This is a genomic window from Candidatus Blochmannia festinatus (nom. nud.), from assembly GCF_059936355.1.
The window spans coordinates 438,350-462,219 of record NZ_CP012116.1 but is presented as its reverse complement, the minus strand read 5'-3'; the positions used below and the strand labels follow the sequence as shown (position 1 = coordinate 462,219).

At 24.9% G+C, this 23,870-nt stretch carries 24 protein-coding genes and 4 tRNA genes; 19 read left to right on the top strand and 9 right to left on the bottom strand.

Annotated elements, in window-relative coordinates; genetic code table 11:
• Nucleotides 1–144: 144 nt before the first annotated feature.
• The 5 genes from Bfest607_RS02135 to Bfest607_RS02115 form a co-directional block, all read right to left on the bottom strand.
• Nucleotides 145–1,350 carry an amino acid aminotransferase gene (locus tag Bfest607_RS02135; RefSeq protein ID WP_500838108.1) on the bottom strand — a complete coding sequence of 402 codons (1,206 nt, stop codon included), beginning with the start codon at nucleotides 1,348–1,350 and terminating at the stop codon, nucleotides 145–147.
• Between the two features lie 164 nt (nucleotides 1,351–1,514).
• On the bottom strand, nucleotides 1,515–2,924 hold the full coding sequence (gene asnS, locus Bfest607_RS02130) for an asparagine--tRNA ligase (protein WP_500838107.1): 1,410 nt from the start codon (nucleotides 2,922–2,924) through the stop codon (nucleotides 1,515–1,517).
• Nucleotides 2,925–3,140: 216 nt separating this feature from the next.
• Nucleotides 3,141–3,665, bottom strand: coding sequence for a bifunctional 3-hydroxydecanoyl-ACP dehydratase/trans-2-decenoyl-ACP isomerase (gene fabA / locus Bfest607_RS02125; RefSeq protein ID WP_500838106.1), 525 nt, complete (start codon nucleotides 3,663–3,665; stop codon nucleotides 3,141–3,143).
• Between the two features lie 313 nt (nucleotides 3,666–3,978).
• Nucleotides 3,979–4,296: a heat shock protein HspQ gene (hspQ, locus tag Bfest607_RS02120; RefSeq protein ID WP_500838105.1), complete on the bottom strand. Its 318-nt coding sequence runs from the start codon at nucleotides 4,294–4,296 to the stop codon at nucleotides 3,979–3,981.
• A gap of 145 nt (nucleotides 4,297–4,441) precedes the next feature.
• Nucleotides 4,442–4,771, bottom strand: coding sequence for a TusE/DsrC/DsvC family sulfur relay protein (locus Bfest607_RS02115; protein ID WP_500838104.1), 330 nt, complete (start codon nucleotides 4,769–4,771; stop codon nucleotides 4,442–4,444).
• Between the two features lie 164 nt (nucleotides 4,772–4,935).
• Here Bfest607_RS02115 and Bfest607_RS02110 point away from each other — a divergent pair.
• Nucleotides 4,936–5,021 (top strand) — tRNA-Ser (locus Bfest607_RS02110).
• A gap of 83 nt (nucleotides 5,022–5,104) precedes the next feature.
• Here Bfest607_RS02110 and Bfest607_RS02105 read toward each other — a convergent pair.
• Nucleotides 5,105–5,177 (bottom strand) — tRNA-Lys (locus tag Bfest607_RS02105).
• 143 nt (nucleotides 5,178–5,320) lie between these two features.
• Here Bfest607_RS02105 and pgsA point away from each other — a divergent pair.
• The 3 genes from pgsA to Bfest607_RS02090 all read left to right on the top strand — a co-directional run bounded on the left by pgsA (nucleotide 5,321) and on the right by Bfest607_RS02090 (nucleotide 6,320).
• The gene (pgsA, locus tag Bfest607_RS02100; RefSeq protein WP_500838103.1) at nucleotides 5,321–5,902 is read left to right on the top strand and encodes a CDP-diacylglycerol--glycerol-3-phosphate 3-phosphatidyltransferase; all 582 of its coding nucleotides are present in this window, start codon (nucleotides 5,321–5,323) and stop codon (nucleotides 5,900–5,902) included.
• 200 nt (nucleotides 5,903–6,102) lie between these two features.
• Nucleotides 6,103–6,173 (top strand) — tRNA-Cys (locus Bfest607_RS02095).
• A 64-nt stretch (nucleotides 6,174–6,237) separates the two neighbouring features.
• Nucleotides 6,238–6,320: transfer RNA gene (locus Bfest607_RS02090), tRNA-Leu, on the top strand.
• A gap of 164 nt (nucleotides 6,321–6,484) precedes the next feature.
• Here the strand turns inward: Bfest607_RS02090 and Bfest607_RS02085 are convergent.
• The 3 genes from Bfest607_RS02085 to rne form a co-directional block, all read right to left on the bottom strand.
• Nucleotides 6,485–6,949 carry a L,D-transpeptidase family protein gene (locus Bfest607_RS02085; RefSeq protein WP_500838102.1) on the bottom strand — a complete coding sequence of 155 codons (465 nt, stop codon included), beginning with the start codon at nucleotides 6,947–6,949 and terminating at the stop codon, nucleotides 6,485–6,487.
• Entirely contained in the window at nucleotides 6,931–7,371 is a 441-nt protein-coding gene (locus tag Bfest607_RS02080; RefSeq protein WP_500838101.1) for a L,D-transpeptidase family protein, read from the bottom strand. The genes Bfest607_RS02085 and Bfest607_RS02080 overlap by 19 nt, the downstream gene beginning before the upstream one ends.
• Nucleotides 7,372–7,761: 390 nt before the next feature.
• A complete protein-coding gene (gene rne / locus Bfest607_RS02075; RefSeq protein WP_500838100.1) occupies nucleotides 7,762–9,858 on the bottom strand; it encodes a ribonuclease E in 2,097 nt (698 codons plus the stop codon).
• A 1,270-nt stretch (nucleotides 9,859–11,128) separates the two neighbouring features.
• Between rne and rpmF the strand changes: the two genes are divergently transcribed.
• The 15 genes from rpmF to Bfest607_RS02000 all read left to right on the top strand — a co-directional run bounded on the left by rpmF (nucleotide 11,129) and on the right by Bfest607_RS02000 (nucleotide 23,791).
• Complete coding sequence (gene rpmF, locus Bfest607_RS02070) at nucleotides 11,129–11,317, top strand: 50S ribosomal protein L32 (protein WP_500838099.1); 189 nt, start codon at nucleotides 11,129–11,131, stop codon at nucleotides 11,315–11,317.
• Between the two features lie 2 nt (nucleotides 11,318–11,319).
• A complete protein-coding gene (plsX, locus tag Bfest607_RS02065) occupies nucleotides 11,320–12,366 on the top strand; it encodes a phosphate acyltransferase PlsX (protein WP_500838098.1) in 1,047 nt (348 codons plus the stop codon).
• Between the two features lie 11 nt (nucleotides 12,367–12,377).
• Entirely contained in the window at nucleotides 12,378–13,334 is a 957-nt protein-coding gene (locus Bfest607_RS02060; RefSeq protein ID WP_500838097.1) for a beta-ketoacyl-ACP synthase III, read from the top strand.
• A 21-nt stretch (nucleotides 13,335–13,355) separates the two neighbouring features.
• Nucleotides 13,356–14,324, top strand: coding sequence for an ACP S-malonyltransferase (gene fabD / locus Bfest607_RS02055; RefSeq protein WP_500838096.1), 969 nt, complete (start codon nucleotides 13,356–13,358; stop codon nucleotides 14,322–14,324).
• A gap of 47 nt (nucleotides 14,325–14,371) precedes the next feature.
• Nucleotides 14,372–15,106, top strand: coding sequence for a 3-oxoacyl-ACP reductase FabG (gene fabG, locus Bfest607_RS02050; protein WP_500838095.1), 735 nt, complete (start codon nucleotides 14,372–14,374; stop codon nucleotides 15,104–15,106).
• A gap of 174 nt (nucleotides 15,107–15,280) precedes the next feature.
• Nucleotides 15,281–15,526, top strand: coding sequence for an acyl carrier protein (gene acpP / locus Bfest607_RS02045; RefSeq protein ID WP_500838094.1), 246 nt, complete (start codon nucleotides 15,281–15,283; stop codon nucleotides 15,524–15,526).
• Nucleotides 15,527–15,821: 295 nt separating this feature from the next.
• Nucleotides 15,822–16,640, top strand: coding sequence for an aminodeoxychorismate lyase (gene pabC, locus Bfest607_RS02040; RefSeq protein WP_500838093.1), 819 nt, complete (start codon nucleotides 15,822–15,824; stop codon nucleotides 16,638–16,640).
• Nucleotides 16,641–16,852: 212 nt separating this feature from the next.
• The gene (gene tmk, locus Bfest607_RS02035; RefSeq protein WP_500838092.1) at nucleotides 16,853–17,506 is read left to right on the top strand and encodes a dTMP kinase; all 654 of its coding nucleotides are present in this window, start codon (nucleotides 16,853–16,855) and stop codon (nucleotides 17,504–17,506) included.
• Nucleotides 17,503–18,534 (top strand): DNA polymerase III delta subunit-related protein, encoded by a 1,032-nt coding sequence (locus tag Bfest607_RS02030; protein ID WP_500838091.1) that lies wholly within the window; start codon nucleotides 17,503–17,505, stop codon nucleotides 18,532–18,534. The genes tmk and Bfest607_RS02030 overlap by 4 nt, the downstream gene beginning before the upstream one ends.
• Nucleotides 18,535–18,538: 4 nt before the next feature.
• Nucleotides 18,539–19,321 carry a YchF/TatD family DNA exonuclease gene (locus Bfest607_RS02025; RefSeq protein WP_500838090.1) on the top strand — a complete coding sequence of 261 codons (783 nt, stop codon included), beginning with the start codon at nucleotides 18,539–18,541 and terminating at the stop codon, nucleotides 19,319–19,321.
• Nucleotides 19,322–19,408: 87 nt separating this feature from the next.
• Complete coding sequence (locus tag Bfest607_RS02020; RefSeq protein ID WP_500838089.1) at nucleotides 19,409–19,765, top strand: HIT domain-containing protein; 357 nt, start codon at nucleotides 19,409–19,411, stop codon at nucleotides 19,763–19,765.
• 142 nt (nucleotides 19,766–19,907) lie between these two features.
• Nucleotides 19,908–20,480, top strand: coding sequence for an LpoB-related protein (locus Bfest607_RS02015; RefSeq protein ID WP_500838088.1), 573 nt, complete (start codon nucleotides 19,908–19,910; stop codon nucleotides 20,478–20,480).
• A gap of 119 nt (nucleotides 20,481–20,599) precedes the next feature.
• On the top strand, nucleotides 20,600–21,805 hold the full coding sequence (locus Bfest607_RS02010; protein WP_500838087.1) for an FtsX-like permease family protein: 1,206 nt from the start codon (nucleotides 20,600–20,602) through the stop codon (nucleotides 21,803–21,805).
• The gene (locus Bfest607_RS02005; protein WP_500838086.1) at nucleotides 21,798–22,508 is read left to right on the top strand and encodes an ABC transporter ATP-binding protein; all 711 of its coding nucleotides are present in this window, start codon (nucleotides 21,798–21,800) and stop codon (nucleotides 22,506–22,508) included. Before Bfest607_RS02010 ends, Bfest607_RS02005 begins: the two co-directional genes overlap by 8 nt.
• Nucleotides 22,505–23,791 carry an FtsX-like permease family protein gene (locus Bfest607_RS02000; RefSeq protein ID WP_500838085.1) on the top strand — a complete coding sequence of 429 codons (1,287 nt, stop codon included), beginning with the start codon at nucleotides 22,505–22,507 and terminating at the stop codon, nucleotides 23,789–23,791. The genes Bfest607_RS02005 and Bfest607_RS02000 overlap by 4 nt, the downstream gene beginning before the upstream one ends.
• Nucleotides 23,792–23,870 lie beyond the last annotated feature (79 nt).

Below are 23,870 nucleotides of genomic sequence, written 5' to 3'. Positions count from 1 at the left end.
TAGGGTAAAGAATAGAAGTAAAATACTGCAGCCTTAGATTCTAATTTAGGATCAGGTGGGGTTGCATTATATTTATATTGTTGAATATGAATAATGTAATAAGAAATTTTGTAATGTCAAATAATTTGATTAGCGATTATCATGCTAAAAAATTTTACATATAGATTCGCATATGTATGTGATGTTATCTTTTGATAAACCTGCTAAATTTAGCCTACCAGAGTCTACTAGATAAATTCCTGACTGTTCGCGTAACTTAATTACTTGATCTGAATCAAGTCCCATATAAGCAAACATTCCTTTTTGGTTTTTAATAAAATCAAATTTTTGATTTTTATAGTTATTTAATTTTTTTAAAAGCAAAGAACGCATGCTTTTAATATATTCTCTCATACATTTTAGCTCATTTTTCCATATATGTAGTAATGATGGGTTTGTTAATATGGTAGAGACAATAGCTGCTCCATGAGCGGGAGGATTAGAATAATTAGCTCTAATAGTAGATTTTAACTGGCTAAAGGTGCATTCAGCATGGTTACTGTTTTGTGCTACTATGGTACATGCTCCTACACGTTCATTGTATAAACCAAAATTTTTAGAATAAGAATTACATACTATTAGCTCTGGATTTCTCTTACAAAAAATATGTAATCCTGTTAAATCAGATTTTAAACTAGAGTCGAAACCTTGATAAGCTAAGTCAAATAAAGGTATCCATCCATTTTTTTCGGAGTTTTCGGATAAAATTTTCCATTGTTCTATTGTTGGATCAATACCTGTTGGGTTATGACAGCAACAGTGCAATAAAACTATATCTGAAGCTTTTACTGAAGAATTTAATGTATCTATTAATTTTTCAAAATCAAGTGAGTGTTTTGATTGATTATAATATGGATAAGAATAAACTTCTAATCCTGATGCATGAAAAATATTTTTATGATTTATCCAACTGGGATCACTAATCCATATACGTTGTTTTTTTTTTGAGTGGGTATTGCAATTGTTAGCAATACACTCAGAAATTATTCTTAGAGCTCCAGTTCCTCCTGGTGCTTGAATAGTTCTGATACGTTGTTTTGATATAATAGATTCATCTTGACCGAATAGTAATGATTGGGTTGCATTTATGAATGAATGCATACCTTCAATATTTAAATAATTTTTGTCAATTTCTTTTTTTAATAGAAAACTTTCGGCATGTTTTACGCTTTCTAGAACTGGAGCTGCACTAATTTTATTGACATACACTCCAATACCTAAATTAATTTTTTCTTTTCTAATATCACTAGAAAATATTTGAGATAATCCAAGAATAGGATCAGAAGGCGCCATTAACATTGATTCGAACATAATTGTTATTTCCAATGTGAAATAATAATATTATTATATAATTTTTTGAATTGTATCAAAACTTGTTATATATGACAATTATTAATTTTAATATTTTTATTTGACATATAATTATTAATATTAATAATTATATGTCAAATAAAAATATTAAAATTTAAGATGTATCAAAAGTTAATATTTTTAAAAACTCTAGGAAATGGAGTAGTGTCTTTTATATTTTTTATTCCTGTAATATATGCTAATAATCTTTCAAAACCTAATCCAAATCCTGCATGAGGTACTGTTCCATATCGTCTTAAGTCTCGATACCACCAATAATATTGTTTTGAAAGATTATTTTCTAATAATCGTTCATCTAATATTTTTAATCTCTCTTCTCTTTGAGAACCTCCAATAATTTCTCCAATTCCAGGAACTAATATATCCATAGATGCAACAGTTTTATTATCGTCATTCAAACGCATATAAAAAGCTTTTATATTTTTTGGATAATTTATTATAATAATAGGAGATTTAAAATATTCTTCTGATAAATATTTTTCATGTTCAGAAGATAAATCAGCTCCCCAATATATTGTATTTTTGAAATTTTTATTATTACATTTATTTAATAAATTTATCGCATCTGTATATTCTATATAATTTATTTTACTATTTAGAAAATTTTCTAATCGTTCAATAAGATTACATTTTGAATGGTGTGAGCAATATGTTATATCAGAAATACATTTTTCTAAAATAATCCTAATAATATCTATTAAAAAAGATTTTGCTAATTCAATGAGATCATTTAGATTTGAAAAAGCGATTTCTGGCTCTAACATCCAAAATTCTGACAAGTGTCGATTAGTATCAGAATGTTCTGCTCGAAATGTTGGACCAAAAGTATAAACTTTAGACAATGCACAAGCATGAGTTTCTACATTTAATTGACCAGATACTGTTAAAAAGGCTTTTTTTCCAAAAAAAAATTGTTTTAAATTTTTATTTAAGGTAGAAGAATGATTGGGTTTTTTTTCATCATCTAAAGTTTCTGAAACAGAAAACATTTTACTGTTTCCTTCTGTATCTAGCGAAGTAATTATTGGAGTAGGTATCCATAAAAATTCTTTTTTGTGCATAAAATTATGAATGGATTGAAATAAAATATGTCTAATACGTGCAATAGATCCAAAAATGTGTGTTCTTGGTCTTAAATGTGCAAAATTTCTTAAATGTTGCATAGAGTGTTTTTTAGGTGCAATGGGATAAGTATTAGGTTGATCTATCCATCCTAATACCGTTACATGTGTGGCAATAAGTTCTATATTTTGTTTGTTGCCAATAGATTTTACTATTTTACCACAAACCATTATAGAACAACCACTAGTCAAATGTAATATGTCTTTTTTATAATTATGTAAGTTTTCTCCAGCAATCACTTGTAAAGTGTCTAAACAAGATCCGTCATTTAAGTTAAGAAAAGAAATCTTAGATTTAGAATGTCGTTGAGTTCGAATCCAACCACATACAGTAATTTTAGTATTTTCTGGAATAAATTGTTGCAATATATTTGAAATAGATGTTCTTTTCATAAGAATTCCTATATATTTAAAATGATGTGGAGTGTACTATAGTTATAGTTATACACTTTAACTTTTTGGTTAAATATGTTTATATATAACTGATATCATAACTGCTTTAGTAAGATCTGATATATTCATATAAGCAAAAATAATATTATTGATTTTATTATAAAGATAGTATGTAAAATAATTCAATAATTATTTTTATATTTAAGATATTAAGTTTTATGTATTAAAATTTGCAATGTTTTTGAATAATCCAACTTTCAAATCAGTTGCAGTATAAATTGTTTTTTTATCACATAAAACTTCTCCATCTGCCATTCCCATAATTAATGTTCTATTGATAATTTTCCGGAAATGAATAAAGTAGGTAACTTTTTTAGATGTTGGTAAAATTTGACCAGTAAACTTTACTTCTTTTACCCCTAAAGCACGTCCTTTACCTTCTCCTCCAATCCAACCTAAATAGAACCCTATTAATTGCCACATTGCATCTAACCCTAAACATCCTGGCATAACAGGATCATTAATAAAGTGACAATTAAAAAACCACATGTCTGATCGAATATCTAATTCTGCTGATACAAAACCTTTATTATAATTTCCTCCATCTGTAGTCATTTTTGTTATTCGATCTAACATTAGCATATTGGGAGCAGGAAGTACTGGTCCTTTACTTCCGAATAGTTTTCCTTGACTTGAATTTAATAAATCTTCTTTTGTGTAAAATTCACGTTTATTTAACATATAAACATTTATCCTATCGAATATGGTATTTAAATTATTTTTTAAATAAAATAGTTATATATTACCTTTTATGATTATAAATCAATATATATTTTTGTATAAAAAAATATATATTGATTTATTATTTGTGATGAATATTATTTTCAAAATTGAATAGTTTTTATAAAAATAATTATTTAGTACGATTTAAACCAAAAACATTTTCTATTAAATAAAAAATAATAATTAAAGTATTAAATTTGAATGAACAAATTTGAGTATATAATATAAAAACATTTTATATAATTTGTTAAATATTTATAAAGATATAAAATCAATTTCTTAATCGGGGAGATTTTAACTGTAGTCTAATAGATTCAGAAAGATCATCTAAGGTAGATTGTTCTGGATGCATAGAAGTATCTTCATAACTTAATTGAACTTCTGCTAAATAAGTGTGGATGGGTTTTCCGTCTTCATCTTCCATAACTACATGATACCACGGAAATTTTTTTAAAGAATCATCTCCAGTAATTTCATCTAAAGTTGGTTTTTCTAAGGAGTATTCTGGATCTACATCTATTATTACTCCCAAATATCCCAATAATCTATGTCGAACTTGTTGTCCTATTCCGAATTTACTAAAAACCATTGTAATATACTCCAATATTACTAACTGTATAATTATTATAAATATGGGATAATGATTGTAAAATCAAGAGTTAATGAATAGATAAATTTTTTGTAATTACATCTGTTATAGATTTAAAAAATTAGAAGATTTTGCATTGGTAGTGTTATAAACATTTTTTAGGTTTTGGAAGGCCAGCAATTTTTGAAATTTGTTGAATAACAGACTTTTTAGGAAATAATTGAATTAAGTATCTGCTATTTCCCTTTTTTTGACCGTATTTTAATGTTATTATATTAATAATTGTTTGAATTTTTGGTAACATTTTATATTCTTTATAAAACATTCGTACAAAATGAATTATTTCCCAGTGTATTTTATGTAGTGTAATTTTTTCTGAATCAGCTAATTTAGTAGCTACCGTTATGTCCCAATCTTCAAAATTTATTAAATATCCTTCTAAATCGGTATTAATATTGAGTTGATTTTTTTTCATAAATAAATTGTTAAATAAAAATAATTGAAATGATTTTAAATAATTATTATTTATAATAATGATTATAATATAGTTATGATATAATGTGTATATATAATATATATCTTTATATTTTATAAGAATTTAAATTTTAAAATACATTTATTAACAAAAGATTCATTTTTGGAGGAGTGGCCGAGTGGATGAAGGCGCTGGTCTTGAAAATCAGTAATGTATATAACATTCTAGAGTTCGAATCTCTACTCCTCCAAAAATGAATCTTTTGTTAATAAATGTATTAAATATTTAATGTGATATTATATGACATATTTTAAATTAATTGAAATTTCCTATTGGGTCGTATAGGATTCGAACCTATAACCAATTGATTAAGAGTCAACTGCTCTACCAGTTGAGCTAACGACCCGTATATTATTAATAACTGAAGTGAGTAAATATATATAAAATAATTTTTCTAAGTTCACAAATAAAAGGTTTTTGAGTATCATAAAATTATGTATAATAACTACCAGTTTATTTATAATCAAACATTATAAATATAGAAAAGCAATGTTTATTATATATAATATTTTAAGTTATTGTAAAATTTTTAATGTACCAATGTTTTTAACGTTATTAAGATTAATAATGGTACCATGTTTTACGATAGTGTTTTATTTGCCAGTATATTGGGGACCAATGCTTTGTGCTATTATATTTTTTATTGCGGCTATTACAGATTGGTTTGATGGATTTTTAGCTCGTCGGTGGAAACAAACTAGTAAATTTGGTAAATTTTTAGATCCAGTAGCGGATAAAATTATGGTTGTTACGGCGTGCACTTTAGTGTCTGAATATTTTCATGTATGGTGGATAACTTTACCTATATCTACTATGATCATTAGAGAGATTATTATTTCAGCATTACGAGAGTGGATAGCTAAAATTTATAATTTTCAAGATCTTTCTGTTTATTGGTTAAGTAAAATAAAAACTTTTATACAAATGTCTTCATTAATTGCGTTGTTATGTAGATTTAATGAATGGATTGTGATATTAGGAATAATAGCTTTATACATTGCAGTGTTATTAACATTGTGGTCAATGTGTTATTATTTGTATGTTGCGTGTAGTATGATTATGAAATTATAATTTTTATTTGAGTACTATCAATTATTAAATTGATATTATATTTACTTATATAGTAAATAAATATTGTTTTGTGGTTTTTAAAATTTTAAATAAAAAAATTAATAGTATTTTAAAGTTATAAATATTTATATTTGTTGTAGTTTATAAAACTTAAAATTATTAAAGAAACTACAATAATTAATAATTTGCATATTTATTAAGGCGCGTTGACAGAGTGGTAATGTTGCGGACTGCAAATCCGTTTAGCTCGGTTCGAATCCGAGGCGCGCCTATTTTATTAATGATTATTTAATATACTAACTAGTTAGTATATTAAATTTATTTTAATGAATAATGCCCGGGTGGTGGAATAGGTAGACACAAGGGACTTAAAATCCCTCGGCTTTGTGCTGTACGAGTTCAAATCTCGTCCCGGGTATTATCTAGATGTAATTTAGATATAAACTTATTAAAAATATATACTTTAAATCAGATATGCTTTATTTTATATCATTCTTAATAATTGATTATTATGTTTTAATAAAAAAGTTACAATTTAATAAATTATTGTAACTTTTAAAGAATTGTAATATTATTTAATAGCTATCGAGTAATAACAATTGGTATTCCTAAGCGCTCTTCTGTAATTTGATTAACTTTTGAAAAGTTTATGTTTTTAGAATTGTGATTTATCAGCGAATATGTATGTGATTTTAAATTATGTGTATTTACTATGTTATTTGTTTTATTGTTGCTTTTTTTAGTAAATAAAGGAGTATGTATCTCTAAATATTGAATCCCATTTGAATCAATAGCTGTTTTTACTGGTTCGTTTATAAATTCTACTCTAGTACCAATTGGAACTAGAGTATATAGAGTTTTTATATCTTCTATTCTTAGTCTAATACATCCTCTTGTTACTCTTAATCCGATTCCAAGATTTGTGTTTGATCCATGTATCGCATAACTATTTCCTAAATATAAAGCGTAAGATCCAAGAGGATTGTTAGGACCAGATAAAACTATTGTTGGTAAAATTTCAGCATGTTTTATGTATTCATTTCGCATATTTTGAGTTGGTATCCAGATAGGGTTTTTTTTTTATGTTTTACTGACGTTATCCATTTTGATGGGGTTTCGTGATCAATAGTACCAATAGATATAGGGAATACTATAACAATATTATTATTTTTTATATTAGGATAATAATATAATCTCATTTCAGCGCTATTTATAATAATTCCTGTACGAAGAGTATTTGGTAAAATAAGTTTTTTAGGAATAAGAATTGATTGTCCTGGATCTGGTAGGTATAAATCAATAGTAGGATTAGCAGCTAATATATTACGTAAACCTATTTTGAATTTTTCAGCGAAATATTCTAAAGAATGTGTATTATTTTTAGGGATAATATATTTTGAGTTTTCTCCAATAATTCTACTACTGTCAGATAACAAATAAATATCTGCAAAAACATAACAAAAACTCATATTTATAATAATATATATTAAGATTTTCAATGATTTATTCTCTTATCAAATCTTATATTAATAAAAAGATCTTACAATTTAAATAGAATAACGTTTTATTTAAATAAATGTTATATATTTAAGGACTAAGTATATCATAATAGTAGTAAATAAAATGATTTTTTAAAACTAAAAATGGATTGAAATATATAAATTATATTTATATAAGTGGTTTTTATAAAATTTAAATGAGAATTTTTTATTTGTAAATTAAAATTAAATATATGTCTAATGGTTTTTTTGAATTGTCAATAATATTTTATAAAATATTTATAATTTATTATTTAAGAAAATATTTTTAATTTAGTTATTTTTTGTAAATATCCATTATTGTAATTTTTATATTATAGTTTAATAAAAGTTTTTATTTTTGTATTGATTGTTCTCTTCTTTTAAATTTTTCTTTGATTGATGTATAGGTTTTTTTATATTTACAATAGAAAAATTATTGGTAAAATGATCTATATTATTTTTAGTACGTCTTGACAAATATATATTATTATATATATTTTTTTCGTAATATAAATTTGATGAATCTCGATAACTATAATTATTTTTATTATTTTTGTAGTTAGTATTGGAATTGTTTTTTTTTCTATTATTTATATTTTGTTTACTTTCAATATAAGTACTATATTGAAATAATTTTTTAGTATTTTTATTATATTTGATGTCTTTTTTTTTGTTGAAATAAAAAATATATTTTTTGAAAAATGAGTCAAAGTTAATTATTTTAATTATTTTTATAATGTTTTTTCTAAATTTTAATTGTAACAGATTGTTTAAAAAATATAATATCTTTTGATAATAATTAATTAAATATGCTGTAGTGTGTGTTATTTGTATTGATTTTTTTTGATTTATGGTAACATCATAGTTTTTTATAGTAGTATATTCTTCAAATGAAGTTAAATTATTACTTTGATACGTTGCTAATAAATAGCTTGGTTTATTGTTATTATTGTTTATTTCTCCTTTACGTATACGACGTACCTCATAATTTGGTGTCTTCATTTGTTCGTGCGGAACAATAATTGCTCGAACTCCTGTTTGCCGTTGTTCAATATTACTAATAGCATTTCTTTTTTCATTAAGTAAATATGATGCGATAGCTACTGGAACAATTGCATGTACTTCACAAGTATTTTCTTTTAATGCTTCTTCTTCAATGACACGTAAAATAGATAAAGAAAGTGACGCATTATCTCGAATACTTCCTGTTCCACTGCAACGAGGGCAAACATGATGACTAGATTCATCTAATGAAGGTCTTAATCGTTGTCTAGATAATTCCAATAATCCAAATTTAGAAATACGACCAACTTGAATACGTGCTCTGTCTTGTCGAACTACTGTACGGAGAGTATTTTCAATTTCTCGTTGATGGCGATTTGATGTCATGTCTATAAAGTCTATTACTACCAGTCCACCTATATCTCGAAGACGTAATTGTCTAGCTATTTCATCTGTTGCTTCTAAATTTGTATTAAAAGCTGTATCTTCAATATCGACACCTTTTGTAGATCGAGAGGAATTAATATCAATTGCTGTTAATGCTTCAGTGGTATCGATTACAATCGATCCTCCAGATGGTAAACGTACTTCATGTTGAAATGCAGATTCAATTTGAGATTCAATTTGATAATGACTAAACAAAGGAATATCTCCATTATATAATTTTATTTTTTTTACAAAATCTGGTCTGCCTAAAGATGTGATGTGTTCTTTTGCTATATTTAAGATATTTGGATTATCAATTAAAATTTCTCCTATATCTGGTCGTAAATAATCTCGAAATGCTCTCACAATTACATTGCTATCTTGATGAATTAGAAATGGAGCTAGTCGACCAGATGCGGTATTTTTGATAGTATTCCAGTGTTGTAAACGAGAAGTTAAATCCCACTCTAATGCTTCTGTAGATTTACCGACTCCAGCTGTACGAATAATTAAACTCATACCTTCAGGTAATTCTAATGAAGATAAAGTTTCTTTTAATTCTATTCGATCGTTTCCTTCGATTCTTCGCGAAATACCTCCAGCTTTAGGATTATTTGGCATTAAAACTAAATAGCTTCCGGCTAAACTAATAAAAGTAGTTAATGCAGCACCTTTATTTCCTCTTTCTTCTTTATTTATTTGTACAATTAATTCTTGTCCTTCTCGTAATATATCTTTAGCGTTGGATTTGTTTTGCAAACATGATGAAGAAAGAAAATATTCTCGAGCAATTTCCTTCATCGGTAAAAATCCGTGTCGTTCTGATCCATAATCTACAAATACTGCTTCTAAACTAGGTTCTATTCGAATAATTTTTCCTTTATAAATATTAGATTTTTTTTGGGCATGTCCAATTATTTCAATATCTAAATCATATAAACGTTGCCCATCTACCAATGCTACTCGAAGTTCTTCTTTTTGAGTAGCGTTAATTAGCATTCTTTTCATTGTGATTTACTCAATGTTAATATTATTTTATATTTTTGTAATATAAATATATTTTTTAAAACTTAAGTATGTTATAAAAATTAATATTTTATGGTATTTTAAATAATAAAATTTATTATTAATTTAGTAATTTTAATTATTATTTTATTTTTATATTATTATTTTTTAATTTGATTTATCTTTAGTTAAAAATAATGTTTTAAATATTAAATGTATTGTATTTCAGCATAACTATATGGTGGTTGAATTGTATTATATAGTTAAAATATATTTCGTTATTATAGTAATGCTTATAAAATATCGAGTATGTTTTTGTATTAAGGTATTGTGATTAATTTAGATTTTTATTAATTATAATTTTTATAATCAATGGCTTTATTATATTAAAACAATTCATGAATTACTATTCTTCTCATAAAAGAAAGTAATATTATTTATATATATTTTAAATTTTTTAAAAGAAAAATAATTGATACTATTGTTAGTATATTTGCTTTTTATAGTATAAAACTTATGATATATTTTTAATATTTCATATGTAAATTCAATATCAATTCTAAAAATAAAAGCGAATTAATACAAATAAATAACTAATATATTTAAAATAAGGCATATTTAAAATTCTATTAATAGTTAAAGATATATATTAGTATCATCTCATGCTGTTGAGATGAATAAATAATTAATTTTTAAAATACTTTAAGGAAATTATTATTCATATTATATGATTTATGAACGATGAAATTTATTATAGAGTTATAGTAGAATTTTTTTATTACATGTAAATAATTTTTATATTAAAATAATTTAGCATATAAATATAGTATTGAGTATTTTATTTATTTTATTATTAGTTCTATTGATTTTTAATCTATAGAGCAATATATAAAATATAGTTATCATGTTTTGGTTGTTTAGTATGTTTATTTATTATATATTATTATAATAAATGGTATTTAATAATTTTAAAAATAGTTTTGTGTATTTGATCATGCTAAACACTTTTATATTATTCGTTGATTTGTATATATTTTTGATATTATATTAATTACAATTAAGAAGATGTTGTTAATATAATAATACAAAAAGTAATTATATATACAAAATTTAGTTTTGGTTATAAGATTATTTCACTTAATGCTAGTTAAATTTTAGTAATTCGTTGTAAATTTAATGTATTTAGTACTAGAAATATTTGTTTTGATTATAAATAATGTTTCATTACTTAATAAGTAAATATCAAAAAATAAATTAAAGGAGGTATATTATAATGGCAGTTCAACAAAATAAATCCACTCGTTCTAAACGGGGTATGCGTCGTTCTCATCATGCTTTAAAATTAGCAAATCTATCAATAGATCAAATATCTAAAGAAATTCATCGCCGACATCATATTACTAATGATGGTTTTTATAAAGGATTAAAAGTGATTAAAAAGTCAACTTCACATAATATATAGTTTTGAAAAATTTAGTTCTTTCTTTAGATGCTATGGGTGGGGATTTTGGTCCAGAGGTGACTGTGCCTGCGTCTTTAAAAGCTTTGAATTTATATCCAAAGCTTAAGTTATTGTTGGTTGGTAATCCTAATAAAATTAAGTTTGTTTTAAAAAAAAATAACATTAAATATGTTAATAGATTAACTATAGTACCTTCAAAATCTGTAATTAACGATAATGACAGACCATCTCAAGCTATCAGAGTAAGTAAAGATACATCAATGCGAGTTGCACTAGAATTAATTAAGTCAGGACATGCTCAAGCTTGTGTTAGTGCAGGAAACACTGGCGCTCTTATGGGATTATCGAAGTTAGTTTTAAAATCTATTCATGGAATAGATCGACCTGCTTTAACAGCATTTTTACCAAATCAAAATAAAGGAAGAACTGTAATTTTAGATTTAGGCGCTAATATTTTATGCAATGACTTAATGTTAGTGCAGTTTGCTATTATGGGAACAGTGTTATCAGAACAAATTGTAGGAATAAACAACCCCAAAGTAGCCCTATTAAATATAGGATCAGAAGAATCTAAGGGTTTAGATAATATTCGTCAAGCGTCAAAAATATTACATACTATTTCTTCAATTCATTATATTGGTTATATTGAAGCTAATGATTTATTAATGGGAAAAACAGACGTTTTAGTTTGTGATGGTTTTTCTGGAAATATTACGTTAAAAACTATGGAAGGAGTTATAAGAGTTATTTTATCTTTACTTCAAAAATCAGAAGGAAAAAATAAGATATATTGTTATTTTATTAAAAATATCAAATGTTGGTTTAGTAAAATTTTTTTTAAAAAATTTATTCAATTAAATCCAGATCAATATAATGGAGCATATTTGGTGGGATTGCGTAGCACAGTAATAAAAAGTCATGGGGGAGCTAATCAATATGCATTTGCTACAGCCATAATGCAAGCTATTCATGCAGTAGAAAGAAAAATACCAGAAAAAATTGCTGATCGATTAAGCAAAATGATTTTATCTCAAAATAATTACCACTAATAATATATTATATGTTTACTAGAATTTTTGGAACAGGTAGTTATTTGCCTAAACATATTAGATCGAATATTGTATTAGAAAAAATGGTAAATACTTCAAATGAATGGATTATAGATCGTACTGGTATTCAGGAACGTCGTATATCTAATTCTTATGAAACTGTTGCTAAAATGGGTTACTTTGCATCTAAACAAGCATTAGATATGTCGAATATCCAGCCTGACAAAATAGGTATAATTATTGTTGCAACAACATCTTCTAGTCATGCGTTTCCTAGTTCAGCTTGCCAAATTCAACGTGATTTGAATATACGGGATACTATTGCTTTTGATTTAGCAGCGGCTTGTTCTGGTTTTATATATGCATTAAATGTAGCAGATCAATATATTAAAAACGGTACTGTTGAATACGCCTTAATTGTGGGATCAGATATTTTAAGTCATTCTTTAAATCCTAAAGATCGAGGTACATTAATTTTATTTGGAGATGGAGCTGGAGCGGTAATATTGGGTCGTTCAAATAGTCCAGGAATTATTTCTACTCATTTACATGCTAATGGTAAACATGGAGATTTATTAACTTTGCCAAATTGTAACAAATGTGTAAATTCTTGCTCATCTATTTATTTAACAATGGCTGGTAATAAAGTATTTAAAATGGCTATTTCTATATTAACACATGCTGTCCAAGAAGCTTTAAGATTAAATGATTTACATCAAGATGAGTTAGATTGGTTAATACCTCATCAAGCTAATTTAAGAATTATTTCCGCTGCTGCTAAACGATTAAACATAGATATGAAAAAAATAATAATTACACTTGATAAACATGGGAATACTTCAGCAGCTTCTATTCCTTTAGCGTTAGATGAAGCGGTTCGAGATGGACGTATTAAATTGAATCAATTATTATTATTAGAAGCATTTGGAGCAGGATTTACGTGGGGGTCAGTTTTATTACGTTTATAAATAATATCAAAAAGGATATATATGAATACTTTAGATAGAACTTTAGCTGTGATATTTCCTGGTCAATCATCACAACATTTAGGCATGTTATCAGATTTTGCTATTCGTTATAAATTAGTGAAAAAAATTTTCTCTGATGTGTCTGAAATTTTGAATTGTAATATTTGGAAATTAATACAATACGGACCTATCGATGAATTAAATAAAACATGTTATGCTCAGCCAGCTATTTTGACAGCTTCAGTAATTATTTGGAAAATTTGGAGAGAACAGGGAGGTCAAATTCCAAATATCATGGCTGGTCATAGTTTAGGAGAATATTCTGCGTTAGTATGTTCAGAAAGCATAGACTTATTATCTGCAGTAAAATTAGTAATGCTTCGGGGTGAATTGATGCAAGGAGTGTCTCCATATGGATATGGAGCAATGTCTGTTATTATTGGATTAAGTGATGACGTTGTGATTAAATTGTGTAAAAAAGTAACTACTGAATTTTTATGTAATCAAATTGTAGCTCCCTCTGTGTTTAATGCTGATGGAAATATAGTGATTTCAGGTCATATGAAAGCAGTAGAAAAGGTAAATTTACTTTGTAAAAAAGCAGGAGCAAAATATGTTGCATTTCTTCCAATTAGTGTACCATCACATTGTGTTATAATGAAACCAATAATTGATGAATTTAGAAAAGCTTTAAAAAAAGTGAAGATTTGTTCTCCTAAAATACCATTAATAAATAACACTAACGTGTCTATTGAAATAGATCCATTAGCTATTCGTGATGCATTAATACGTCAATTGTATACTCCAGTTCGTTGGAAAGAAATTATTCATAAAATTATTGATGCAAATATTAAAATTTTTTTAGAAATGGGTCCTGGGAAAATATTAACTCAATTAATACATAGATCTATGTATAATAATATACTTAGTTTGCCAATAAATGATATTAATGGATTAATAACTGCAATAGATATATGTTCGAAAAATTAATTATACATTCATAATAATGAGTTTTATAACGGGAATAGATATACAAAATGATTTTTACAAAAAAAAATGTTTTAGTGACTGGAGCTAGAAGAGGTATTGGAAAAGTTATTGCTGAATTATTTATAAATTATGGAGCTACAGTAATAGGCACTGCAACTGATGAATATGGTGTAAAAGATATTAATATGTATCTAGGTAATAAAGGGAAAGGTATTTGTTTAAATGTTACTGAACAACATTCAATTAACTTTTGTTTACAGACGATACATAAAGAATTTGGTAATGTAGATATATTAATAAATAATGCTGGTATTACAAAAGATAAAATTTTAGTATATATGAAAGATGATGAGTGGCAGTCAGTAATAGATGTTAATTTAAATGCAGTATATCGAATGTCTAAAGCAGTGATAAGATCGATGATAAAAAATCGTTATGGTAGGATTATTAATATAGGTTCTGTAGTAAGTATGACGGGAAATATTGGGCAAGTAAATTATTCGGCAGCTAAATCAGGTTTGATTGGATTTACGAAATCATTAGCTAGAGAAGTAGCATCTTGGGGAATTACTGTAAATTTAGTGACTCCAGGATTTATATATACTGATATGACAAAAAATTTGACTGATAAACAAAAAAAGAATATTTTATCTAATATTCCTGCTCATCGATTTGGAGAGCCTAAAGATATAGCAAATGCAGTAGTGTTTCTTGCTTCTGATGATTCTAGTTATATTACTGGGCAAACTATTCATGTAAATGGAGGAATGTATATGGGTTAAAATAAAGCATTATTTATATATAATATTATACTTCATGATAAATTGATAATAATATTTAGCTTATTATCAATAGTTCTGCTTAAGGAAGAGAAGTGAGTAGTTTATTTATTTTTTTGTTTTTAATAAATTTGTTCAATATATATGACTGTGATATAATTTAATGGGATAATTAGTATGAGCACTGTTGCAGAAAAAGTAAAAACTATAATTGCTGAACAATTGGGAGTAAAAAAAGAAGAGGTGGTTAATCATGCTTCATTCATTGAAGATTTAGGAGCAGATTCATTGGATACTGTGGAATTAGTGATGGCACTAGAGGAAGAGTTTAATCTAGAAATTCCAGATGAAGAAGCAGAAAAAATTACTACTGTTCAATCAGCTATAGACTTTATTAATCTTAATAAAAATAAGATAGTTTAATGAAACTACAAATTTTGATGTGCATATAATAATATTATTTTTCTTGATGAAAACACTGTGTGTATTTGAACGAATTAGTTACTTATTTTCTTTAAGAATTAAATATGTAAATGTTTTTTTGAATTTTTTATTATTTTGTATATTAGTGCATTAAGATATTAATCTGTATTTTTTATTAATACTTATTTGTAATAAAAAAGATATTTTAATAATGTATTTAAATTAAATGATATAAATAAAGCACATTGTTTTATGTTTGATATTTACTTTTATATTAATATTATTTATTTACATAATGTATTGGGTTAATGGAAGTTTAAAGAAAAATATATCGCTGGATAATCGTGCTTTGCATTTTGGAGATGGGTTTTTTACAACTTCTCAGATTCAAAATGGAAAGGTAAAATGGCTTAATTACCATATGGATAGATTAATTTTATCAGCTCGACGATTAATGTTTAATAATATAGATTTTAATCTTTTATATGCAGAAATTGTGAAAGTAGCTGATTATAGTACACAAGGAATAATAAAAGTTATTATAAGTCGAATAAATCATGATAGAAAAATTCACGGATATAGATGTGATGATAAATCAGAAGTCTTACGTATTATTCGCGTTGTTCCATTTCCTAAATATTATAAGAAGTTATATGATTCTGGTGTGTGCTTAAAAATTAGCCCAATACGATTAGCTCGTAATTCAATGTTTTCTGGAATTAAACACTTAAATCGTCTAGAGCAAGTCTTAATTTCATCAGAAATATATAATAATAAGCCAAGAGTTGATGAAGCTTTGGTATTAGATACTGAAAATAACATTATTGAATGTTGTAATTCTAATATTTTTTGGCGTAAAAAAGATAAAGTGTTTACCCCTTGTTTATATCATTCTGGAGTAAATGGAGTAATTAGGCAATTAGTATTAAAATTATTACCTAAATTGGGTTATTTTGCGCGAGAAGTAATGGTAGGAATAGAACATTTGAAGGAAATGGATGAAATTTTTATTACTAATTCTTTATTGCCGATAGCTTCTGTTAATACTATTAATAATTATTGTTATTCAGACAAAACATTATTAAATTTACTAAAACTTCATATAGTAAATTAATTATTTTATGATATTTCGGTTGTATATTTTTATGTAAATATTGATAATAAATTAATGATATTTATTGTATGAATATTTTGAGAAGGTTTTTATATACTAAATTATTTTAGTGTAATCAATTGATTATAAAGTGTGTATTAAAACATTTAAATTTAAAGAGATTTTTTATTTTATAAAGTTATAATAATTATAAATTTTTGATTTGATATAATATGAATAGTAAATTTATTGTGGTTGAGGGATTAGATGGATCAGGTAAAACAACTATTGTTAATAAATTAGTCAAATATTTTAATGATCATTATAATATTACTGATATCATAACTACACATGAACCAGGAGGTACAAAAGTTTCAGATACATTACGAGCATTAATTAAAGATAATGCTATAAATGAATCTATTACTAATATTTCAGAAGTGTTAATGTTATATGCTGCGCGTTCTCAATTATTAGAAAATATTATAAAGCCAGCTTTGCTGAAAGGAAATTGGGTTATTGGAGATAGATGTGATTTATCTTCTTTTGCATATCAAGGTGGAGGTCGTGGAATTGATGAATTTTTGTTACGTTTTTTATCTCGAAATGTAATAGATAGTGATTTTTTATCTCCAAAATTAATATTTTATCTCGATATTGCTCCAGAAGTTTGTTTTTTACGTATAAAAAAAAGAGATAAATTAGATCGTATTGAATTAGAATCTCTAAATTTTTTTCATAAAGTGCGTAATTATTACAAAAAAGCTGCTGATATTCAAAAAAATATTATTACAATTAACGCTAATCAAAGTTTAGAAACAGTATTTAAGTCTATTTGTCAGTATTTAGATATATGGTTAGTTGATTCTCAACATAATTTAATATGATTATATTAAATTATCCATGGTTAAAAACTACTTATTATCAAATTTTAAATTCTTACTATCTTAGAAAGGGCCATCATGCATTACTATTTAGCAGTAAATGGAATAATGGAGAAGATATATTAATTGATTGTCTTGCTCGTTGGTTAATTTGCAAAAATCCTCATAATATGAAGTTTTGTGATGTTTGTCATCATTGTTATTTAATGAACACCAATCAATATCCTAATTATTATCAATTATATTTAAAAAATAATTCTCAATCTATAAATTCAAATTTAATAAAAATGTGTATAAATTCTCTTTATAAAAATACTACATATAGTGGAGTAAAAATTATTTATATAAAATATATAGAACATTTAAATGATGAATCTATACATTTACTTCTTAAAGTTATAGAAGAACCCCCTTTTAATACTTATTTTATTTTAAAGACTAGAGAATACATGCATATCGCTTTAACTATAAGAAGTCGATGTATAAAATGGTTTGTTTCTCCACCTGAAGAAAAATTAGGATTAGAGTGGTTAATAAAACACAAAAATGTAAGTAATAATAATGATATCGTGTCAATTAAAACTGCACTAAGACTGAATTACGGATCTCCTATATTAGCTGAACGTATGTTGAAAGTAAATATATGGAATTGTCGTTTAGAATTGTGTAAAATCCTTAATAATGTTGTTATTAAAAATAAAAATTTTTTACAACTTTTATTACCTTTAAGTGTAGAAGGGTATATAGATATGTCTGTGTGTTGGTTAATAACTTTACTTTTGGATTCATTAAAACAACAACAAGAGATTAAAGAAAAGTTTTTTATGAATTTAGACCAATTACCATTAATTTATACTATATCTATGAAGTGGAATAAATTCTATTTACTTGATCAATTAACACAATGGTTAACCTTGTTTTATTATTTTAAAAAATTTGATAATATTAATTATAAATTGTTATTAACTTGTCGTTTATTAAACTGGGAACAAGGTATAACAGAGCCTTATTTTCAATTATGGAGTGTGTAATATTATGTTTTTAATTGATTCTCATTGCCATCTTAATAAATTAAACTATACAAATATTCATCAGGATGTAACAGATGTTTTAAACAAAGCATATCAAAAAGGAGTAAAATTAGTTTTATCAGTGAGTACTGATTTAGAGGATTACGAAGGTATGACAGAATTGATTGGATTTAGAAAAGATGTTGTATTTTCCTGTGGAGTTCATCCACTTAATATATCTAATATCACTAATAAAATAGATTTTAATAAATTATATGATTATGCTTCTAGTACAAGTGTAGTAGCTATTGGAGAAACTGGATTAGATTATTATAAAATGAATAATAGAAATGTACAAAAAGAAATATTTTGTCAACATATAGATATTGCTAAAACTTTAAATAAACCTCTTGTTATACATAGTCGTAATGCTATTGAAGATATTTTAGTTTTATTGAATGAAGAAGGTGCTAATAAATGTAAAGGAGTACTTCATTGTTTTTGTGAAAATACATATGTTGCTAAAATTTTGTTAAATATGAATTTTTATATATCTTTTTCTGGAATGATAACATTTAAAAATTTTGATAGTTTTAAAAAGGTCATTCGATATATACCAACAGATAGAATGCTATTGGAAACAGATTCACCTTATCTTACCCCTGTTCCACATAGAGGTCAAGAAAATCAACCTGCTTATGTATATGATATTGCCAAATATATTTCTGATATCAAAAAAATTACTTTAGATGAAATAGCATCTACTACTACATCGAATTTTTGTAAATTATTTCAAATTACATTATGACATATATCATAATAAAATTAAATTGTAGTACGAAATTATATATAATTTCGTACTATATAAAGTGATTATATTTCATAAAGGAAATCAATGAAAAAAAAGAACCCATTTATAGATATTATTCAAAAAAATATTAAAGTTGATCTTGTATATCAAGATGATTTAGTTACTGCATTTTATGATTTATATCCACAAGCTCCTGTTCATATTTTGATTGTTCCAAATATATTAATTCCAACTGTTAACGATGTTACAAATGAACATGAAATAACCTTAGGTAGATTATTTTTAGTGGCATCAAAAATAGCAATACAAAAAAATATAGATATTTCAGGATATAGGTTAATAGTGAATTGTAACAAAAATGCTGGTCAGGAAATTTATCATTTACATATGCATTTGTTAGGTGGTAAATTACTTGGCCCTTTATTACATAAAGATTATTAATATAAATAAATGATTTTTGTACTGTATTGCGTATAGTAATTATTAATTATGGATGCAAATAAGTTATTTTGTGTAATATTTTATTAAAATAAATTTTTAATAAAATATCGTAGAAATTTTATAAAGATATGTTATTAGATAAATGGGAATAAATGTTGGGGTTGTTATTGTTTTAGTTTTTTTAATTGACCTAAGTGTATGTATTAATAATATATTTACTGAAACTGTTACTAAAATATTAGCAGAAGAGTTATTTAGTAATATTTCTGATAATACAAGGATAATAAATTGGAAAATTATTTTATATACAATGTTGCAAGATGTATCTTTTTTTAAAAAAAATATTCCTGAACATAGTTCTGTTTTAGTAAATATTTTTAAAAACAATAGTAATAGTCATACATTGCAAACGACAAAAATTACAAATATTTTAATTGACTTAATTTTAAAAAATAATAATACATATACTGTCATAAGTTTAGATGAATTACATCATGTGTACCGAGAACTAGAAATTTCTTCCGAAGATATTTTTAATTCTTATGAGTATTCCTTAAAAATAGCACATTATCTAAAGGCTGATTATATAATTTATGGTAATATTTATGGAGATTTAAAAGAGCTTAATATAGAATTGCAATTATTAACATCCAGAACTGGTGAAATTATATGTGTTGTTAATACAAAACTAAATGATAAATATAGTTATTTTTAATATTTATTTATAATAAATTAAATAATTGTGATGATAAAAATTTTATAAATTGAATATTTTAGTATCTTTATATTATTAAAGTAATTTGTTTAAATTAGATAATTTTAGATAAAAATAGTATGAATATTTCAATAATATGGTTTATTGCATTACGGTATATATGTGGAAAAACAATAAGCCAGTTTAGTCAATGCATTTATTGGATTTCTAGTATCTTTATCATGTTAAGTTTAACAATAATGATCACAATATTGTCTGTGATGAATGGATTTGAACATGAACTAAAAAAAAATCTTTTATATTTTACCCCTCATATTTTAATTACTTCCTCTAAAGGGTACATGCATATAGAAAATTTCCCTAATTTTTTATTTCATGAGGTATCAAATAATATAGAATATTATAAACCATTAGTTATTTCTAATATAATGTTACAAAGTTTTAAAGATATATCGTTAGGGATGATGTTTGGGGTTGATCCTAATCATTTTGAACCGTTATCTAAATACTTAATTTATAATAATATAAATAAATTGGTTGCTGGAAAGTACAATATTATTATTGGATCAGAATTAGCTAGAAAATTATCAGTTAATATTAATGATCAAATTCGCGTTATTGTTCCATCTGTCACACGCCCTACCCCTGTTGGATATTTTCCTAGTCAACGATTATTTACAATATCAGATATTTATTTTATTAACAATGAAGAATTTAGTTCTCCTAAAGTATTAATTCATAAAGATGATGCGGCAGCTTTAATGAATTATCCTAATCAATGTATTACAGGTTGGAGGATATGGGTACATAACCCATGTAAACTTGATAAATTTAATCATTTAAATATTCCTAAAGATTGGATTTGGACAGATTGGCGTGAATATAATGGATCATTATTTCAAGCTATAAAAATAGAAAAAAATGTAATGTCTTTTTTATTCATTTTAATAACAATTATATCTGGATGCAATATCGTGTCATTTTTAGTTTTATTAATAACAGAAAAACAAAAAGAAATAGCAATATTACAAACATATGGATTTAATCGAAATCAAGTTTTGATATTATTTATTATACAAGGGATGAGTAATAGTATTATAGGAATAATATTAGGAATTGGTATGGGAGTATTATTTGCTAAAAGTTTAAATCCAATATTATCTTTTTTTGATGTTTTTCAAAAAATACATTTTCCTATAGAAATACAGTATGTTCAAATATTCAGTATAAGTATAATAATTTATATTTTAATTATATTAATAATATTGTTTCCTGCTTGGAAAATATCATCTATTCATTCAATTCAGGTGTTACGTCATGGTTAAAAGGGATTGTAGTATTATTTCTTCACTATTATTAAATTGTACACAGTTAGTAAAATATTATAAATACTCTAATTTTTCAATAAAAGTATTAAATTGTATTACTATTGCTGTTAAATATAATGAAATTATTGCTATAATAGGCGAATCTGGATCAGGAAAGAGCACTTTATTGCATTTAATGGGAGGCTTAGATAAACCCAATTCAGGTGATGTTTTTTTTGAAGGAAGTGCGTTAAATAAATTATCTGATAAAGACTGTTCGTTTATACGGAATAAACGGATGGGATTTATATATCAGTTTCATCATTTATTATCAGATTTTTCTGTTTTAGAAAATGTTGCAATGCCGTTATTGATTGGAGGAATGAAATTAAATATAGCTAAAAAAAAAGCTCAATTTTTATTAGAATTAGTTGGATTACATGAGCGTAATCATCATTATCCTCATGAATTATCTGGCGGAGAAAGTCAAAGAGTCGCGATAATACGGTCTGTTATTAATAACCCTGTTTTGGTTTTAGCAGATGAACCTACCGGAAATTTAGATCAAAAAAATTCAGATAAGTTTTTTAATCTATTAGAAAAATTGAATTTAAATTATAAAACAACTTTTATTATAGCAACTCATGACTTAAATTTGGCTCGAAGATGCCATAAAATTTATATAATAGCGAATGGAGTATTAAAACAATATACAAAATGATTTTTTTTGTTTTTGGAAGTGTATTTAAGCATATGTTATTTTCTGTAAGAATTGCATTACGTTTTTATCAAAATTTTAAACAAAATATTTTAACCAGTTTAGTATCTTTGATTTCTATTATTATCATAACTATAAGTATTGCTGCATCTATAATTGTTTTAAGTATAATTAACGGTTTTGAGTATGAATTAAGTAGGCGTATTTTATCAATTATTCCCCATGGAGAAATTGTTTCAGCAAACGATAATTCGTTTATAGAGTGGAAGGAAATATTAGCGCGTATAATAAAAATACCTAATGTTATTAATGTAAACCCTTATATTCGACTCTCTGGAATTATTGAGTTTCATAATAAATGGCACTTAGTTTATATAAAGAGTATAAATTTGGTAGATAATGTGAATATGTATAATCATAAATTTACCTATTTTATAGAAAAAAATTCTTGGAAATATTTTTGTGAAAATAAGAATCAAATTATTATAGGACAGGGAGTATCAAATGAACTAGATATTAAAGCAGGTGATTGGGTTACTGTTTTATTAGCTGATAACTTTAATCTAAGTAATAAGAAATTAGTATTGCCACCTAAGAAAATAAATTTACAAGTATCTGGAATATTAAAACTACATAGCCAATTAGATAATAATTTGGCCCTTATATCTTTGTTAGATGCCCAAAATTATTGTAATAATAGATTAGATGTAGATGGAATAGAATTTTCAGTAAATAATGTATTTCGGGTGAAAGAAATAGTAAAAAATATGAAATCCTTAATAAATAAAAATGTGAAAATATATAATTGGATGGATATGTATGGTTATATTTATCATGATATTCAAATAATTCGTGTAATTATATATTTATCTATAATGTTAATTATAGGAATTTCTTGTTTTAGTGTAATTACCATATTTATTTTATTAATAAAACATAAAAATTATGATATTGCTGTGTTAAGAGCATTAGGAGCTCGAATTGTTTTAATTCAATATATATTTTTATGGTATGGATTTATTATTTATTGCATTTCTAGTGTTTTTGGAGTGATTTTAGGAATATTAATTTCTGTAAATTTGAATAATATTAGCGATAAATGCGTTAATTTATTTAATATTAACATTGATTATAAATCGGTTTATTTTATTGATTTTTTACCAATGAGACTTCATATATTAGATATATGTTTAGTATTAGGTGTAGCTTTGTTATCAGGATTATTGATTAGTTGGTATGGATCATTAAAAGCGAAAAAGATCAATTTATCTCAAGTATTAAAATAGTCAAATAAACAATTATATAAGTTTTTTACAAAAAAGTTATTTTAACAATTATTATTATCGTGTTATTTATAACTGCAAT

Coding starts and splice junctions, on each gene's coding strand:
- fabG (WP_500838095.1), top strand. CDS start 14,372: ATGATTTTTACAAAAAAAAATGTTTTAGTGACTGGAGCTAGAAGAGGT.
- Bfest607_RS02000 (WP_500838085.1), top strand. CDS start 22,505: ATGATTTTTTTTGTTTTTGGAAGTGTATTTAAGCATATGTTATTTTCT.
- Bfest607_RS02020 (WP_500838089.1), top strand. CDS start 19,409: ATGAAAAAAAAGAACCCATTTATAGATATTATTCAAAAAAATATTAAA.
- Bfest607_RS02135 (WP_500838108.1), bottom strand. CDS start 1,350: ATGTTCGAATCAATGTTAATGGCGCCTTCTGATCCTATTCTTGGATTA.
- fabA (WP_500838106.1), bottom strand. CDS start 3,665: ATGTTAAATAAACGTGAATTTTACACAAAAGAAGATTTATTAAATTCA.
- Bfest607_RS02015 (WP_500838088.1), top strand. CDS start 19,908: ATGGGAATAAATGTTGGGGTTGTTATTGTTTTAGTTTTTTTAATTGAC.
- Bfest607_RS02060 (WP_500838097.1), top strand. CDS start 12,378: ATGTTTACTAGAATTTTTGGAACAGGTAGTTATTTGCCTAAACATATT.
- hspQ (WP_500838105.1), bottom strand. CDS start 4,296: ATGGTTTTTAGTAAATTCGGAATAGGACAACAAGTTCGACATAGATTA.
- Bfest607_RS02115 (WP_500838104.1), bottom strand. CDS start 4,771: ATGAAAAAAAATCAACTCAATATTAATACCGATTTAGAAGGATATTTA.
- Bfest607_RS02010 (WP_500838087.1), top strand. CDS start 20,600: ATGAATATTTCAATAATATGGTTTATTGCATTACGGTATATATGTGGA.
- Bfest607_RS02085 (WP_500838102.1), bottom strand. CDS start 6,949: ATGCGAAATGAATACATAAAACATGCTGAAATTTTACCAACAATAGTT.
- fabD (WP_500838096.1), top strand. CDS start 13,356: ATGAATACTTTAGATAGAACTTTAGCTGTGATATTTCCTGGTCAATCA.
- pgsA (WP_500838103.1), top strand. CDS start 5,321: ATGTTTATTATATATAATATTTTAAGTTATTGTAAAATTTTTAATGTA.
- Bfest607_RS02005 (WP_500838086.1), top strand. CDS start 21,798: ATGGTTAAAAGGGATTGTAGTATTATTTCTTCACTATTATTAAATTGT.
- Bfest607_RS02025 (WP_500838090.1), top strand. CDS start 18,539: ATGTTTTTAATTGATTCTCATTGCCATCTTAATAAATTAAACTATACA.
- pabC (WP_500838093.1), top strand. CDS start 15,822: ATGTATTGGGTTAATGGAAGTTTAAAGAAAAATATATCGCTGGATAAT.
- rpmF (WP_500838099.1), top strand. CDS start 11,129: ATGGCAGTTCAACAAAATAAATCCACTCGTTCTAAACGGGGTATGCGT.
- acpP (WP_500838094.1), top strand. CDS start 15,281: ATGAGCACTGTTGCAGAAAAAGTAAAAACTATAATTGCTGAACAATTG.
- tmk (WP_500838092.1), top strand. CDS start 16,853: ATGAATAGTAAATTTATTGTGGTTGAGGGATTAGATGGATCAGGTAAA.
- rne (WP_500838100.1), bottom strand. CDS start 9,858: ATGAAAAGAATGCTAATTAACGCTACTCAAAAAGAAGAACTTCGAGTA.
- asnS (WP_500838107.1), bottom strand. CDS start 2,924: ATGAAAAGAACATCTATTTCAAATATATTGCAACAATTTATTCCAGAA.
- Bfest607_RS02030 (WP_500838091.1), top strand. CDS start 17,503: ATGATTATATTAAATTATCCATGGTTAAAAACTACTTATTATCAAATT.
- Bfest607_RS02080 (WP_500838101.1), bottom strand. CDS start 7,371: ATGAGTTTTTGTTATGTTTTTGCAGATATTTATTTGTTATCTGACAGT.